Origin of the sequence: Bradyrhizobium sp. 155 (assembly GCF_023101105.1) — a bacterium.
Taxonomy (GTDB): domain Bacteria; phylum Pseudomonadota; class Alphaproteobacteria; order Rhizobiales; family Xanthobacteraceae; genus Bradyrhizobium; species Bradyrhizobium canariense_D.
The window spans coordinates 6551771-6567132 of the sequence record NZ_CP064704.1 but is presented as its reverse complement, the minus strand read 5'-3'; the positions used below and the strand labels follow the sequence as shown (position 1 = coordinate 6567132).

The 15362-nt window shown below is 59.5% G+C and carries 16 protein-coding genes and 4 pseudogenes; 11 read left to right on the top strand and 9 right to left on the bottom strand.

From position 1 onward, the window contains the following. Window position 1: 1 nt before the first annotated feature. The 5 genes and pseudogenes from trbK-alt to IVA93_RS31485 all read left to right on the top strand — a co-directional run bounded on the left by trbK-alt (window position 2) and on the right by IVA93_RS31485 (window position 3550). A complete protein-coding gene (trbK-alt, locus tag IVA93_RS31505) occupies window positions 2-373 on the top strand; it encodes a putative entry exclusion protein TrbK-alt (RefSeq protein WP_247296878.1) in 372 nt (123 codons plus the stop codon). Between the two features lie 3 nt (window positions 374-376). Beyond that, a complete protein-coding gene (gene trbL, locus IVA93_RS31500) occupies window positions 377-1612 on the top strand; it encodes a P-type conjugative transfer protein TrbL (RefSeq protein ID WP_247789368.1) in 1236 nt (411 codons plus the stop codon). A 203-nt stretch (window positions 1613-1815) separates the two neighbouring features. Next, window positions 1816-2100 (top strand): annotated as a pseudogene (locus IVA93_RS31495) (TrbG/VirB9 family P-type conjugative transfer protein); the annotation flags it as partial. After that, complete coding sequence (locus IVA93_RS31490) at window positions 2097-3302, top strand: TraB/TrbI/VirB10 family type IV secretion system protein (RefSeq protein ID WP_524536847.1); 1206 nt, start codon at window positions 2097-2099, stop codon at window positions 3300-3302. The pseudogene IVA93_RS31495 and the gene IVA93_RS31490, both read left to right, overlap by 4 nt. 5 nt (window positions 3303-3307) lie before the next feature. Continuing rightward, window positions 3308-3550: a DUF2274 domain-containing protein gene (locus IVA93_RS31485; RefSeq protein ID WP_247289307.1), complete on the top strand. Its 243-nt coding sequence runs from the start codon at window positions 3308-3310 to the stop codon at window positions 3548-3550. Here IVA93_RS31485 and IVA93_RS41040 read toward each other — a convergent pair. From IVA93_RS41040 to IVA93_RS31470, 4 genes are all read right to left on the bottom strand, one after another. Continuing rightward, window positions 3480-3935 carry a type 2 periplasmic-binding domain-containing protein gene (locus IVA93_RS41040; protein WP_346658648.1) on the bottom strand — a complete coding sequence of 152 codons (456 nt, stop codon included), beginning with the start codon at window positions 3933-3935 and terminating at the stop codon, window positions 3480-3482. The genes IVA93_RS31485 and IVA93_RS41040 overlap by 71 nt on opposite strands. Window positions 3936-4073: 138 nt before the next feature. Next, window positions 4074-4331, bottom strand: a complete 258-nt coding sequence (locus IVA93_RS41035) for a helix-turn-helix domain-containing protein (protein WP_345956793.1) — start codon at window positions 4329-4331, stop codon at window positions 4074-4076. Window positions 4332-4515: 184 nt separating this feature from the next. Continuing rightward, complete coding sequence (locus IVA93_RS31475) at window positions 4516-5133, bottom strand: acyl-homoserine-lactone synthase (RefSeq protein WP_247789366.1); 618 nt, start codon at window positions 5131-5133, stop codon at window positions 4516-4518. A gap of 433 nt (window positions 5134-5566) precedes the next feature. Beyond that, window positions 5567-5722 (bottom strand): autoinducer binding domain-containing protein, encoded by a 156-nt coding sequence (locus IVA93_RS31470; protein WP_247367688.1) that lies wholly within the window; start codon window positions 5720-5722, stop codon window positions 5567-5569. Window positions 5723-6269: 547 nt separating this feature from the next. On the opposite strand from IVA93_RS31470, the gene ald reads away from it, so the two are divergent. Next, window positions 6270-7382: an alanine dehydrogenase gene (ald, locus tag IVA93_RS31465; protein WP_247367627.1), complete on the top strand. Its 1113-nt coding sequence runs from the start codon at window positions 6270-6272 to the stop codon at window positions 7380-7382. A 348-nt stretch (window positions 7383-7730) separates the two neighbouring features. On the opposite strand, the pseudogene IVA93_RS41340 reads toward ald, so the two are convergent. The 5 genes and pseudogenes from IVA93_RS41340 to IVA93_RS41330 form a co-directional block, all read right to left on the bottom strand. Further along, window positions 7731-8243, bottom strand: a pseudogene (locus IVA93_RS41340) (MFS transporter). 129 nt (window positions 8244-8372) lie between these two features. Next, window positions 8373-9285: pseudogene (locus IVA93_RS41335) on the bottom strand (aldehyde dehydrogenase family protein); the annotation flags it as partial. Between the two features lie 984 nt (window positions 9286-10269). Further along, window positions 10270-10392 carry a hypothetical protein gene (locus tag IVA93_RS40825; RefSeq protein WP_256464718.1) on the bottom strand — a complete coding sequence of 41 codons (123 nt, stop codon included), beginning with the start codon at window positions 10390-10392 and terminating at the stop codon, window positions 10270-10272. A gap of 188 nt (window positions 10393-10580) precedes the next feature. Beyond that, window positions 10581-10816, bottom strand: a pseudogene (groEL, locus tag IVA93_RS31450) (chaperonin GroEL); the annotation flags it as partial. Between the two features lie 1740 nt (window positions 10817-12556). Beyond that, complete coding sequence (locus IVA93_RS41330) at window positions 12557-12874, bottom strand: hypothetical protein (protein WP_524536846.1); 318 nt, start codon at window positions 12872-12874, stop codon at window positions 12557-12559. Window positions 12875-12987: 113 nt separating this feature from the next. On the opposite strand from IVA93_RS41330, the gene IVA93_RS31430 reads away from it, so the two are divergent. The 5 genes from IVA93_RS31430 (at window position 12988) to IVA93_RS31410 (ending at window position 15358) form a co-directional block, all read left to right on the top strand. Continuing rightward, on the top strand, window positions 12988-13230 hold the full coding sequence (locus IVA93_RS31430) for a 4Fe-4S dicluster domain-containing protein (protein ID WP_247440340.1): 243 nt from the start codon (window positions 12988-12990) through the stop codon (window positions 13228-13230). 928 nt (window positions 13231-14158) lie between these two features. Continuing rightward, window positions 14159-14464 (top strand): nitrogen fixation protein NifZ, encoded by a 306-nt coding sequence (locus tag IVA93_RS31425; RefSeq protein WP_247789365.1) that lies wholly within the window; start codon window positions 14159-14161, stop codon window positions 14462-14464. Further along, complete coding sequence (locus IVA93_RS31420; protein WP_247789363.1) at window positions 14461-14700, top strand: nitrogen fixation protein NifZ; 240 nt, start codon at window positions 14461-14463, stop codon at window positions 14698-14700. Before IVA93_RS31425 ends, IVA93_RS31420 begins: the two co-directional genes overlap by 4 nt. A 15-nt stretch (window positions 14701-14715) precedes the next feature. After that, window positions 14716-15057 (top strand): DUF3024 domain-containing protein, encoded by a 342-nt coding sequence (locus tag IVA93_RS31415; protein WP_247338329.1) that lies wholly within the window; start codon window positions 14716-14718, stop codon window positions 15055-15057. 31 nt (window positions 15058-15088) lie between these two features. Next, the gene (locus IVA93_RS31410; RefSeq protein WP_247440342.1) at window positions 15089-15358 is read left to right on the top strand and encodes a DUF6129 family protein; all 270 of its coding nucleotides are present in this window, start codon (window positions 15089-15091) and stop codon (window positions 15356-15358) included. Window positions 15359-15362: the final 4 nt, after the last annotated feature.

Below are 15362 nucleotides of genomic sequence, written 5' to 3'. Positions count from 1 at the left end.
CATGAAGAAACGACTTGAACGACTGCCCGCCGCGGCAGCCCTTGGTCTTGCTGTCCTGGTGGTTGGCGTCTGCGCCATTCGGTTGCCTGAGGACAGGAGCGCGACCCAATCTTCCGTCTATCTCGCCTCAAAATCCGATGCGACCGCAGCAAAGCTCGAGCAATGCCGCACCGTCACCTACGAGCAGAAAGAGGCTCTTCTCGAATGCCAGAAGATCTGGGCCGAGCAGCGCAGGCAGTTCTTGGCAGGAAGTAGATCGACAGGTGATCCGGACAGCCGGACAGGCGCCGCGCCATTCCTCTCTCCTGTCCCGCGCAAGGACGAAAGTCGCCTCCCGTCCGGTTTTCCCTCCATTCCAAGCCAAAGCGAGTGACCCATGGGTGGTACCTCCGTCATCGATCAATTCCTGGAAACCTTCACCCGCTACATCGATTCCGGGTTTGGCCTCGTCGGAGGCGAAGTGGGGTATCTCGCCACGACGCTGGCGGCGATCGACCTCACGCTCGCGGGCCTGTTCTGGTCCTTTGGCACTGATGAGGAGATTTTTGCCCGGCTGGTCAAGAAGACATTGTTTGCCGGCGTCTTTGCCTATCTGATCAGCAATTGGAACAGCCTTGCGCGCATCGTCTTCGAGAGCTTTGCAGGCCTTGGGCTAAAAGCCTCAGGCACAAGCCTGTCGTCGACAGATTTTCTGCGGCCGGGCCGGATCGCCCAAGTTGGCCTTGATGCCGGCCGACCCATCCTCGACTCGATCTCGGGGCTCATGGGTTACGTCAGCTTCTTCGAGAATTTCGTGCAGATCGTGGTCCTGCTGTTCGCCTGGATCGTGGTGCTGTTGGCCTTCTTTATTCTCGCGATCCAGCTTTTCGTCACGCTTGTCGAGTTCAAACTGACGACACTTGCCGGGTTCGTGCTGATCCCCTTTGGCCTCTTCGGCAAGACGGCCTTTGCGGCCGAGCGAGTGCTGGGCAACGTAATCTCTTCCGGCGTCAAGGTCCTGGTCCTGGCCGTCATTGTCGGCATCGGATCGACCTTGTTCTCCCAGTTCACGGCAGGCTTCGGCGGCAACCAGCCGACCATCGAGAATGCGATGGCGCTGGTGCTCGGTGCGCTCACACTTCTGGGGCTCGGGATCTTCGGGCCCGGTATTGCCAACGGCATCGTCTCCGGAGGTCCGCAGCTTGGCGCCGGAAGCGCTGTCGGGACAGGCCTCGCCGCCGGTGGCGTTGTTGCGGCTGGCGCAGGTCTCGCCGCCGGCGCGGCCGGTCTCGCCGGCGGCGCGATTGCTGGCGCGGCACGTGGAGGCAGCGCGATTGCAAATGGTACGATGAGCGTGTCGCGGGCGGGGAGCATGTCCGGCGCAGAGGCAAGTGCGTCAGGTGCGGCTAGTCCTTTACGTTCGGTCGCCACTGGTCTTGGCGGAGCGCCGAACCATGCCGGTCGTGAAGAGGGGGACTCTTCCGCCGCTGGGTCCGACGCGCCCCCTTGGGTTCGTCGGATGAAGCGAGCGCAGACGATCAGCCATGGCGCATCAGCGGCTACCCAGGCGATCCGTTCCGGCGATCACGGCGTGGGCGGCGGATCTGTCGACCTCTCGCAACAAGACCGCTGACGCTTCACATCGACCATTTCCATTCCTGAGCATCTTGAGGTCAAACAATGTTCAAACGATCGGCCGTTCACTATGGCCGCATGCCGGAGCCTGTCACTCCGTATCAACGCGCCGCCCAGGTCTGGGATGATCGCATTGGGTCTGCGCGCGGCGGGCGAACGCGAGCTCTACCGCCGGCACCCTTTATTCCGGACCTGCCGGCGCGCCGGTATCGTTACGCGATCGAGGGCGACAGCCCGCCATGGCGTCCCGTCAACGCTTATGATGACGGCCGCAAAACCTATGTCGAATTCTCCTCCGGCGTCAGTCAGGGCGAGATGCCGCCGCTCTTCGTGATCGGGCCCGACGGCAAAACCGAGATCGTCAACTACCGCGCTTACGGAAATGTGCTGATTGTTGACCGGCTGTTCGCGGCCGCCGAGCTGAGGCTCGGCGAGGAGCACCAGCAGAAGGTCAGGATCGTGCGAACCGACGGGAGGTCGCTTTGAACGATAGTGACCAGGCGATCGATGAACCAAACGAACCACCTCGGGCCAGGCCACCGGAAGAGATCGGCGAAGCGCTGCGGCTTCGGCCGGATCCTCCGCAAGTTGCGCGCCTCTCGCGAAAGGTCCTGATAGGCGTCAGCGCTTCTGTGCTCGTGCTGGTCACCGGCGCGGTGCTCTGGGCGCTGCAGGAGAAACGGTCTCATACTTCAGCGCCTGAGGAGCTTTACGCCACCGACCACCACAATATCGCCGATCAGCTCGCGACCTTACCAAAGGATTACACCGTTATCCCGAAGGACGTGCCGCGTCTAGGGCCGCCCTTGCCGGGCGATCTCGGCCGGCCGATCGTCGCAGCACAGGGGTCTTCGACATCCAGCTCCCTCGGCATCGATGCCGAACAGCAGCGTCTCAGCCAGGAGAGCGAGGCGGCACGGATCAGCAAGGTATTTGCCAGCACCAATGTCCGGCCACAGGTCCCTGCCACCTCATCGAGCGAAGCTCGTTCATCCGCCGCGCCATCATCCGACGAAGCATTTGCTCAAAATGGCCAAGACCGAAAGCTTGCGTTCGTCAGTGCAACGGTCGATCGTCGGACGACAAGCTCCGATCGCCTTGTGAGGCCCGCTTCGCCTTTTGTCGTTCAGGCCGGAACGGTCATTCCGGCCGCGCTGATCACAGGAATCCGCTCCGACCTGCCTGGCCAGATCACAGCCCAAGTCACAGAAGCGGTGTACGATTCTCCTACCGGGCGAGCTCGCCTTATCCCCCAGGGAGCAAGGCTGATCGGGAGCTACGATAGCCAGGTCGCATTTGGACAGTCGCGCGTGCTCCTGGTGTGGACGCGCCTTATCATGCCGAATGGGAGGTCGATTGTTTTGGAACGGCAGCCCGGCGCAGATGCGGCAGGTTACTCTGGTCTTGAGGACGAAGTCGACAATCATTGGAAGGAATTGTTGGGGGCCGCCGCTCTTTCGACGCTGCTTTCCGTCGGCACGGAGGTGAATTCCGGGGCGGATAGCGGCAATACCAACAGCGATCTCATTGCCGCGCTCCGCCGTGGAGCTGGGGAATCGATCAATCAAGCGGGCCAGCAGATAGTCCGCCGCAATCTCAACATTCAGCCAACTTTGACGATCCGTCCGGGATTTCCGGTGCGGGTGATCGTCAACCGTGACCTGGTGCTCGAACCGTATAGGGGGTGAGAACGATGCCCAAGTTAAAGCTCGGCGCAATCCACGACGACAAGCCGATCAAGATTACGCATGAACTGCCCGCGAGCGTGCACAGGGATCTCGTGGCATATGCCGAGATCCTTGCGCAGGAGACCGCTCAGCCGATCGGCGATCCAGCTAAGCTTATCGCGCCCATGCTGGCCCGGTTCATGGCAGCCGACAGGAGCTTCCGGAAAGCGCGCCACGCGCGTCAGCGACCACTCGAAGGCGATGGGTAGCGCTCAGAGACCAACTTGAGGAATTCGTGCAGCGCCGGGTTTCATTGTCGGCGCGCCAATAGGCAGAAAGCTCGAATCGGCTCGCACCCGCGCCATCGCGCAGCTCCCGGTAAACAAGGCCCGCAGAATTTGCGCCTATGTCGGCCTCGAACACGAGGCTTATTCCTGTGTTCATGCTGATCAGGCTTTTGATGATGCCGCGACTGACGTCGTGGCGCCAGATTTTTGGGCGGACCTCAGGTCGGACGAGCTTGGAAACCAGAAGATCTTCGAGCTCTTTTCCGGGGTCGTAGTGGCTGGGCAGCACCGTCTCGCCGCGCAGGTCGTTCCAGTAGACAGTTTCGCGCGAACTGAGGGGATGGTCATGAGAAGGCCACGAGAACACCCTCGCTCCACAGAGCCATGGCTTTATTGTCCAACAACGGCAAGCGCCCGGTGACGATCAGGAGATCGAGCGCTCCGTTACGAAGTGCCGCTGCTAAACGTGTCCGTGATCGTGCTCTGCGGGAAGCGCTGCTTGAACTCAAGTAGGGAGGCTTGCAGATTGCCGTCCGAAAGTGATGTGCAGAAACCGACGCTCAGACGGCCGGTTTCGCTGTTGTGAACGGATCGGGCCGTTGCAATAAGCGCGCCGCCCAGGATGGTTCTGGGACCGAAGAACGTCGCGGCCGGGCCGCGTTGGGCGCACACCTCCGCTGAAGCGCTCGAAAAATGGAACGCCCAAGTCGTGCTCAAACTCGCTGATTCTGCGGCTAAGGCTCGATTGTTGCGATCCGAGCAACTCGGCGGCTCACGAAAGCTACCGCAATCGGCGGCAGCGACCGCCGATCTCAGGTGTTTCAGTTCGATCGCTCTGGTGGCTTGGAGTGACGGAAGTGTGGGACCTGGCTTGTGCATGGTAAGTCTTGAGAGCGCAGAGTGGCTCTGCGCACCGATCTGCAGCCGTTACGTTTGCTTCCCAGAAGCTAGGCAGCGACTTGAATGACCGGAGCCCAGAGCACCGGTCCCGAGATTTGCGCCTTGCGGATGCGGTCCAACGCATCGGACGGCACCTCCAGGTAGCCGGCGACAGCCGTGGTGTTTCCAAGGGGGCGCGCTTTTCCCACTCTGCGAAGGGGCCATCCGGCCCGGCGAAGAATCCGCCCCATGCGGGCGTCGGTCACAGTGACGATTTCGATCAATTCGATGGAAAGGCCAAATGCCCGCAAACAGCACGTAAGTGGCAGCAGCAACTCCACCGCTCGCCGGCGCATCCGCGGGAACATCGAGCGCGAATCGGCTGCTCTCCAGATCCAGTCGCTTCGTGGTGCCGGCTGCCCGTCCAGCAGGATCGGAAAAGCGTCCCTCAGCATGGTTGCCCCGGTGGAAGGCAAAAGCCGCACGCAACTTTGAATTTGTCCGGCTCCCGAGCGGTTCAGTAGATGCACCGGCCGAAGGACGTCAAATTCGTCCACTTCCATGTCGCCGCTGACTTCGACGGTCCAATCCAGACGCTGCTTGAAAGCGCCGTAGCGCAGCCGGTGCATCTCGGCGCGATCGTTGACGAATTCCCCGTAGTACTCCGGCATGATGAGCTGCATCATTCTCGCCTCCCTGCTTGATTTCGGCAACTAAGCAGAGAGGCCTAGGCGAGCGCATCTTGTGCAGTTCCAGAGGCGTTTATGGAGGGCTGGCGATCCATTTTCGAGATTTTGATCGGTCAACAGCACGATCGCTTGACGCAGGGAGCTGACACGGAGCTTCGCACGGGCGCTGTCCAGGTGAAAACCCGCGGTTCGCTCTGCGATACCGAAATGATCCCGATCTCCCCGGCCGATTTACCGCGCGCGGACCATTCGAGACACTGGTACTCGCGAGAAGACAGAACCAAGCCGCCGACCATGCGATCAATCGTCCAGAACCGTTTTGCATGTTCATGGAAAACGGTTGCGACTAACCGCAGGCTCTGGGCGTGCTCGAGAAGCGCGCGCGCGAAACCAGCTCGACGCTCGTCAGTTGCAAAGCTCAGCGCGGCGGTTACGCACCTGTCATCGAGGATAGCGTAAACCCGCAGCGGATTCCAATTTTGTCGGCTTCTTCGAACAGAGCGCGTTCAGGCTTCGGCCGATTTCGCACTTCCAATCCGGGCCCCGATCGGAAGGGCTTAGGCTGGCGCATTGCCCGACGTACCACCGGATCGACGGAGTCGTAGCCGCGCTGCAGATGGATGACGGTCCAGGAGGGCGATATGTCGAGATCAGGTTGCAAGCACTGCCTGGCTCGCGGGACGAGCGAGATATGCGAAGCACGATAGTTTGAGCGCAGCGGCGACCCAAGCCATGCTCTGCTGAGCTGCGTCTGGATGCGTACCTTCGATCAATCGTTCAGCAGACCTTGAAAAACCCGATCCATCCTTTGATGAACCAACGGGCCTCCATCTCAAGCGCTCTCATTTTAGCAAATCGAGCATCGTTGCGAATGAGGCAAAACAACGAAGAAGGCGATCCAATCCGGCGTAGATCAATCCTGATCACGGCTGTTTGGTTTGGCTGCCGGGGCCGCATCAGGTCTCGCCACCCTGTGGTAGCATCCCTGCCAACTGGGCGGTCTTCGGTCGCCTGTTTGAAATCCTGCAAGCGGGCATGGAAGATCGCCGGATTACTGCGCTATTTGACCTCTCGCCCCGCAGGTTTGTAACGCTCTTCCGATTACAACGAGCTGCTCACCATGGAGATTGCAAATGAAGGTCGGTGTTCCCAAGGAAATCAAGACGCACGAGTACCGCGTCGGCCTGACGCCTGGGGCCGTCCGCGAATACGTGGCCGCTGGCCACAGCGTATTGCTCGAGACGAACGCCGGCGCCGGGATTGGCGCAACAGACGAGATTTACCAAAAGGCTGGAGCAACGATTGCGGCCTCTGCTCGCGAGGTGTTCGCGTCAAGCGAAATGATCGTGAAAGTCAAGGAGCCGCAGCCCTCCGAATGGACGCAGCTGCGAGAAAACCAGATCCTCTTCACTTATCTGCATTTGGCTCCGGATCCGGAGCAGGCGAAGGGCCTTATCAAGTCTGGCTGCACCGCAATTGCCTATGAAACTGTGACTGACGCGAACGGCGGCCTTCCACTGCTTGCCCCTATGAGCGAGGTTGCGGGACGACTTGCGATCGAGGCCGCGGGTGCCGCGCTGAAGAGTTACGCCGGCGGACGGGGACTGCTGATTGGCGGGGTACCGGGCGTGCCACCCGCTCGCATCGTGGTGATCGGCGGGGGCGTTGTCGGCACTCACGCTGCAAGGATGGCGGCAGGCTTAGGCGCTGAGGTCACAATCCTCGACCGTTCGATTCCCAGGCTTCGCGAACTGGATGAGCAGTTCGAAGGGCGAGTACGGACCAGATTCTCGACGATCGAGGCCGTTGAAGAAGAGGTATTTGCGGCAGATGTTGTCATTGGCGCCGTTCTCGTTCCTGGCGCGAGCGCGCCGAAACTGGTCAGCCGAGGTATGTTGAGCTCTATGCGCAAAGGCTCCGTGATCGTGGACGTGGCGATCGATCAGGGCGGATGTTTCGAGACATCGCGGGCGACGACACATGCCGATCCAACCTATGAGGTGGATGGCGTGATCCATTATTGCGTCGCAAACATGCCCGGAGCTGTGCCGCTCACCTCAAGCCAGGCACTCAACAACGCTACGCTACCTTTTGGTTTGGCTCTCGCAAGTAAAGGATTTGCAGCTGTGCTCGAAGATCCGCATCTGCGCGCCGGCCTAAATGTCTATCGGGGCCGGCTAACGTATAAGGCTGTCGCCGAGAGTCTTGGGCTTCCCTTCTCGCCGATCGAACAGGCTGCGGCCTGATCCCAGAGGCTCTGCTGCGGACATTCTCTCGCAGACTTGGGCCACTCATCAGAGTGGCCCTTTTTTTGTGCCGAGTATCAGCCATAGCTTGGAGTGGAAGTCCTCTAGGCAAGGCGACGGCGAGGGGCTCGCGAAGCGCAAGCGCGTCAACACGCCCGGGGCTTTTTCAATGCGGGGCACGGAAGGGACGACTGCTAGTGCCTTTGCGCACGTCCAACCCGCAGCTAGAGCTCACTCGGGGCGCGGTCGGCCACATCATCCTTCCAGCGTACCGATCCAAACGGGCGCTCCAGCATACGACGGAGACGCACGGGCTCAGGCCCGACATGGAAATCCGTGGCCTTGCATCTAATGCGCGCTCCGAGCGCGTCCAGCGGTTGCGTTGGCGCAAATAATCGAGCCATGTCGGGCAGTGATAGCGCTCGGTCCACAGCTCGGGTCGGCGATATCACGCACAATCGACCAGCCATAGGCGCCGTTGCGTTGCCCATAGCGCTGCACATTCTGCATAACGTTGTGGAAGGCTCGCGCATTTTCCGAAGCCACAAGATATTCGAGCTCAACCACCAGCGGGCCGCTCCGGTGTCAGCAGAAGCCGCTCCTTAGGATCGCAAGCATTTCGGCGTCCTCCCCGCGATCGGTGATGGCCGGCATGCGCAGCCAGCGCCCTAGCAGCGGCAAGAGCAGCATCAATCCGGCAGAGGCGAGCAGCGTGATGTCCACACCGACGGCATCGGTGAGGCGACCCCAGCCCCAACTGCCAAGAGCGAGGCCTCCAGAGAACGCAGCCTGCCAAGCTGCAACGGATCGGCCCGCAACCCAGCGTGGGGCCGAAAGCTGCACGTCAATGTTGAACGGCATCACGTCCATACGGCGCCCGCAAAAACAGAGCTGCGGCTGTCAAGGCCGAATTATGACTGAGCACCATCGCCGCGATCGCGCCGCTCATGGACAGTGTGGAGGCACGAACCGCATCTTCGCCGATCTCTATGCCGCGACCTTGGTCGAGAGCTTCTGCACGAATTCCTCATAGATGCTTGCCTGTGCGTAGAGGTGATTGGCGCAGACGCAGGTCTGGTCCATGTTGCGGTATTTGGAGACGATGGCGCCCTCGATGGCGGATATGGGATCGTCGAACTCCACGAAAGGCGCCAGCTCGAGGCCGAGCTTCTTCAGGCCGATGCAGGCCCGACCGTAGAGGATCTTGCCGACCTCCGTCGAGCCGGTGAGGCCGACAAAGCGCACGGCCGCGTGCTCGCACAAAACCTCGCCGATCCTCCCGAATCTCCGGCGATGACGTTGAAGACACTCTTGGGCACGCCTACCTTCTCAGCGAGGGCTGCGAGCGCAACCGCCGAGAGCGGCGTCTGATTGCCTGGCTTCAGCACCACGGTGCACCTGCGGCGAGCCCCGGCCCGACCTTGCGGGTGATCATCGAGTTGGGGAAGTTCCACGGCGTGTGGAGCCGCAGACGCCAATCGGTGGCGTGATCGCAAGCAGCCTTGCATCCGGGCGCGGCGAGAGAATCGTTTCGCCATAGACGCGGCGCGCCTCTTCGGCGTACAACTCGACATAGGCGCCCCGATATCGAGTTCGCCTAGCGCCTCAGAGAGCGGTTTGCTCTGCTTGGAGGTCAGGATTAGCGCGAGATTCTCGCGATTTGCGACGATCAATTCGTACCATTTGCGCAGGGTGTTGGAACGTTGCTCGGCTGTGAGTTTAGCCCATGCAGGGAGCGCTCTTTCAGCAGCCTCCACGGCTCTCGTGCAGCCGTCGGCTGAGAGCTGCGGCAGTTTGGCGAGCCAAATGCTGATCGCCAGATTGTTTTTACCGCAAGGCGAGGTGAGCCAACTCAGGCGCCATCAATGTAGCAGGTCTCCCGCCGAAGTGACAGGTCCTTCAGACGCTAGCGAAGGAGGACAAGCCTTGCGTGGGTTGTGCGCCGGTGGTCGGGGTCGTCGCCTTGCTCCTGGAGGTCTTCAAATTCGAGCAATCAGGTCTTCGTCGACCGCGAAAAAAGGCCGCGCGAGATACCGCGCGGCCGAGTCAGGGAGGAAACGCCCCGAAGGGCACTGAATAGGAGCTCGGCAAGTAAATGAACTCACCGCGAACTCCAATCTTGCACGAAAGGTCGTTAGATCGTGCAAGCGGATATCGGATACTCATTTACCTGAGAGGATTGGAGGCGTTCGTAGCGATATCTTGCAGTTTTTGTGCGCAGATTTCGCCAACTTCGCAGCACTTGCTATCTGCAAGCGCTTCTCGCGAGAACATTCGAACTTGCGTACTGTTCATTGAGAGCATCGAACATTCGCTCGTGTACGCGTCCGTCCCGTTGATGGTTTCAGGATTTACGGAAATCAATCTAAATTAGTCAGCGCTCGTGACGAGCGGCAGAGAAATGTTGAGCGCGGCGATCCAGCAGGATAGCTGCGCGTCGCGACAGTGCGAACCAGCATCGGGCGCCTCCGGACAAGTCATTTGAGGGGCAAAATGCGCAAAGTTGCGATCGGATTTCGTGGAGATCATCACCGCGTCGCGGATTGCGCGTTGGGCTACGCGAACAGCTGGCACCGCTGGGGATTTCAAGCGCCATTGTCACAGGCGCAATCTGCGCTGTCGCCATGCTCTACGGGAGCGTGGCGCAACGTGAGTCGAATGCCAGCAACGAATTCAAAGATCATGTTATACCGTTGTCACAGACCTTCTTGGAATCTGGGCAAATTGCAACCCTCCCTGCGGTCTGTCATCAATCTCTACGCAGCGGGCTTCCAGAACGTGGTCTCGGCCCGACGAAGCCTTGGCTTCAGCGAGATTGAGGAGTTCAAGGCAAGTTACGAATAGCCGTCCGCGCAGTTGAGCATCGGGTGAGCGAGCTCAATCAGCCTCAGCGCCCGATATTGATGCTGAAGATGCGTTGCCACGACCATGAATTGATGTTGCGCGGCGAGGACAAACCCATCGCGATGAAAATCGTAAAAAGAGCGCCTCCGGGGCTGGATTCCATCACGGAGGTGGTTCCTCGGCACCAGCGTGGCGGAGCGAGAGCATCACAACTATCGTTGTGAGGAGGACACGGCCGCGACGTCTCGGGCATCAAAGAACAACGGCAACTGTGGTGAAGTTCATAGTCTTGGAATCAGCTAGTAGTTCATTTTAAAGTGTCAGCGTGCTTCCTCGTGCTACTTCTTTGCTCCTTGCGGAGTCGCCAAGTGTTGGACGCAACGACCACTGCGCTTTTGCGTGCTGTTCGTCCGAGGTGGTCTCCTCGGTCTGAGCCTTGATCTGGGCCACGCGCCCCAATGTCAGCCTTCTTGCCGGCGCCATTGACGATGGTGGTGTTCTCCTTGCCGATCATCACCCTTCTTGGTGCGACCGAGCATGTTGAGCGTGACGTTCTTCAGTTTAACGCCGAGATCTTCCGAGATCGCTTGGCGAAAGAAACGCAATTCTCCACCATCTAAATCGTGCGGGCATTGCCGCTTCGCTCGGATCAGCCTGCGGATCCTGCTCAATCGCGCCATCGCATGTCCTGCACGGCGCGCTGCGCTTGTCCCTACCGCGTGAGACAACCCTCCAGAGGTCGACCAGGTCGTCGCCGTATTGTCAAACATTGTGGCTCACCTGCGCGCCAACTCGCGGGAGCATGCTAAACCACACAAGTATGCATCGCGGTCGAGAAAATTGGCCTCATGAAGTTGAGTCGCCGCTCTCTTGATGCGGGCCTTTCGCAAGAAAGATCTCGAAGAGCCGATCGCGGAATCCGAGTATGAAACGCTCCGGGGCGGTTGGGATCAGAATGGCCATTAGCTGGATGCTCGATCTGCCTGAGATGGCGAGCGACACGCCGCTCCCGATCACAATGAATGCCAAAACGCGCGGGAAGACAGGGGGACCGATGAACGCGCTCCCGCGAATTGAAATTTGTCAACGCAGTCGACGCGAAGGCGATTCCTACTGATCTTGGGGTGAGGATGAGAGCTCAGCATTGTTCCGTATCTCGGACCTGACCTCGCCGAGTTGATCGGACCAGATATGCCAATGACACAGGAGGCCTTCTGCCTTCTCCAGCAAAGTTGCACTATCGCGCGAGGCCAAAGGCAACGTCTCGGATGTCGAGAGCGACACACATCGCTCCACCGTGACGGCATTGACGGTCCAGGCGTTCGTGCGCGGGCGGAGCCGACACCACTGCATCATCATCTAGCATCCTTACCACGGCCTGTGATAGTCGACTCTTGGTACGACGGCGCGATGCGGACGGCTCTCCGGTACACGCGACGGATGGCGTGAGGTGAAGGTATCGCGCGCTCCGGCATCCACGTCGATTGCTGGTATCCAATTTACGATCCGGCAGGCCAAGAGGTTGATCATGCCTCGGCGGCCCCATTGGCCTACTGTGCTGCGCAACACGCACGGCAGCGTGCTGCCGGTCAAGAGCTTTCTAATTACTGACGCTGGATTATGTTGAGGTTCTGACTGGAATCGGCATCCAGACACCAGTTCCGGACCTCATCAAGGAAAGGCGGAACGGATGCAGGTTCCTCCCTCTTCTTCGGCTGTCTCTTCACTGATCTGCTTTTGCTATTTATGCCCGGCAGATCACCAAACGCTCGGCTGACGTCCATCACGCGATCGTCGATCCGCAAGCACTCTCACGCAACGAACTCTGCTTTCTGGTCGAGCAACATCTGACACTGGTCGCGATATGGCCCGCACGCGATAGAGATGTTGAGCGCCAAGTAGCGGCGCAAAGTGGTCTTCTCGCCGCGGTCCGCTAGTAGGAAGAGGTCGCATCGCAAGCGACCGGTGCGTGTTGGGAGATCTCACGCGAGCTCAATGAGAACCCAACGGCCATCTCCGTCACAATTGCGACGCCTGTCGCATTTCCGACGTGTGAACTGTCGCTGACGCGTGCACAACTGTGCGGACCAAGTCTAGCTAACTCGTTCATACGGCGGGAATGCCATCGCCATCCGAGATGGCACGCGAGTTGCTAACTCTCGTTCTGTGGCCGCTCAGGCTGATCGCCATGGGCACACTTGGTAGAGAATTGAATATGGACGCTGTTGCCGGACGCGGAAAACATGTCAAAGATGCTGAGGATAGCGGCGGGATGCGCCGATTATACGGGTTCCCGGAGCTCTTCGAAGAATGGCAAAGGGAGCTATGGGTCACAGGCTGTCCCAGGGGATCTGCCGGCCGAAATCTGGGACAAAGTTAGGACGCATCCCTGCTATAGCGAAGAAGCTCATCATCATGACGCTCGCATCCATGTCGCGGTCGCGCCGGCGTGCAATTTTCAATGCAACTACTGCAATCGTAAGTACGACTGCGCTAAAGAATCGCATCCCGGTGTTGGTCGTGACAAGCTCACTCCTGAGCAGGCGGCGGGAAAGCTGCTCGCGGTAGCCACCAGAATTCCGCAGCTGACTGTGCTCGGTATCGTCGGCCCCGGCGATGCCTTGGCCAATCCGAAAATGACTTACCATGCCACAGATCTCCGTGCCCGAGTACGGCACAGCATTCGGGCTCAAAGGCCAAGCGCGGCGACGCCGCTATCCCGCAAGAACCGCTGATCTCGGTCGCGTAAGAGGTCGTATCTATGCCATTCAAGATCGTCGCCTCGCAATGTACGCGTTCCTCGGCTTGTGAACCCTTATACCCGAATGTTGCAACGTCGGAGAAGGCTGGAAACTTCGTAATTGAATCCCAGAAGTGCACCGAATGCATCGTCTACTTTGACGAGCCGCAGTGTGTCGCTGTCTGTCCAGTTGAAAACACCAACGTCATGGATACATCAGTGTCGCGTTTACCACGCGCCTGCCTCAAAGGGGGGTGCTCGTGAACTTCATGCCGAGCTCCGTCACTCCAAAGTCGCGAGTATCGCCGTGTGCAGTGAGGGCGCCGCAGGCGTCGACTTGCAATTTCCTGTCATGGCCATGGATTACTCAGGATCGATCGCCAACATCGGTGCGTAGGCGGCGCCCCGGGTCCCCTAAGAAAGTCACGGAGCGCAACGGTCCAAAGTTCCGCCTCGATGCCGAGCACCCGCTAAGCAGCGCTGTCACCGATTTGACCCACGCCTCTGTGCTGACGGGCCTGTTCTTCGCCGAGCCAGCCGCATCGCCTTGCAATGTCGAAGGGGCCAACGGTCAGAGGAGGAAAGCTGCCCATGAACCTGGACCCAGTCATTCCACTATCAGGCAGCAAGGGAGCATTGGTCGCACACACGCGGCTCGACGAAAGTCTGCTACCCGAAGCCGAGGATCAGCAACGGCAGACCGGGCTCTTCTATCGTCTGGACGGAGTGGCCGAAAACATCTGCTCGAAGCAGAGGCGTTGGCCTCTGCCCCGATCGAGCTCTACCGCTTCCACTTCTACAGACTCGCTGGGCTAAGACGTCGGGGGTGGCAAAGCTCTGCATTTTATAGCGTCTGTCGGGTCGGAACGCAGCGCATCGCGCCGCGCCGGCTTGGCTGGGTGATGAATGATGAAGCGATAGAGTTTCGCCGCATGGTGGCACGACGTATGCGGCCGCTTGCGACGGTGAACGACCCGGATACCTCCGTGCACCTCGAGTACGCGCAGCGACCTTCACCTCATTTGGTAACCGCTCTGAACCGCGAAGCTGAACGGCATGCCCGCTGCGAAGTGGCGAGTCGCATCGCGGATGACGAGTCGGCATGTCTCATCGCAGACAAGGACAATATGTTGCAGAAGAGCACCTCTGCTCGCGTCTCCGTGCGCCCTGCAGGTTCGCGAGGGGACGGTGCATGAACATGATCGTTTCCGACCGTGATGTGGTCCAGCTAAGCGGGCGGCCCGCGTTCAGCTTTGGCGAAAAGGTGAGGAGTACCATCCGCAATGACGGCACCCTTTGCGGCAAGGAGATCGGCGACATTCTGGCCAAGAAAGGCGACTTGGGTTACGTCGTTTCCATCGGTACGTTCCTGCAGAAAGTCTATATCTGCGGTGTCGAACTTCTTGAAAGTGGCTACCGCGTCGCCGTGAGGCGCAAAGAGGTCGGACCGGTCGACGAGGGCGTAGATGATCTGCCATTGCCGGAAGCTGTGTCATGACAGAGCCGCGCATGCCAAAATATCGATCGGGCCAGCGCGTGAAAACGGCAGCCAATCTCATCAATGACGAGTCAGTTGCCACCGCGCCGCCTGATGGGATCCTGGTCGGCGCCGGTGCCATCGGCGAGATCGTCCGGGTCGCGATGCATACCGAAGCAAGGGTGCCGATTTATCTTGTAGATTTTGGTGAGCGGCTGGTCGTTGGTTGTCTTGAAGAAGAGATCACAGTCCTTTGAGGGGATGTTCTCGCAATGAGAGTGTCGAGAGAGGTACCGGTCGGGCTGATCCCGCATCCGAACGAGCTAGATCGCAAGCGGATCGAACGTGCTTTGATCTCCCGCAAGCACTCGCCGAGTGTGACGCCGGTAAAGGCTGGCTATCTCATTGAGAGTCCCTGCTGCTCGCGCAATATTGAGAACGATGGCGGTCAGATGGAGGTCGCGCTGTTTCATTACGATGCCGTGAGCGGGATCTGGAAACTGTTCTTCAAGAATCATGCGCGAGGAAGCTGGAAATTCTACAGCATTTTCCACCGGCTTGCGTCGGCGATCGACGAATTGAACACGGATCCCGAGCGGCTGTTCTGGCAGTGATGCTCATTGGCAACAATCATAAGGAGTCACAATGGCGCTCGCCACAGAACTATTGATCGAAATCGAACGCCTGCTTGAGACAGCTAACACAGACACTAGCGCCGTTGCTGACCTAAGGCGCCGCTTTCCGCAGCTCACCTTGGTTCGATGTGATGCGTCGGATGTGGCGCAGCAGCCATTCCGGCGTCTTCCGCAGTTTGACCTGCATCTAATCGATGGATCTGACCACTGCATGCAGATTACGGCCGACCAGGCGCGAGCGACTGGATTGGTGCTGGCTAGAAGGCATGTTGGGCGGTGATCGG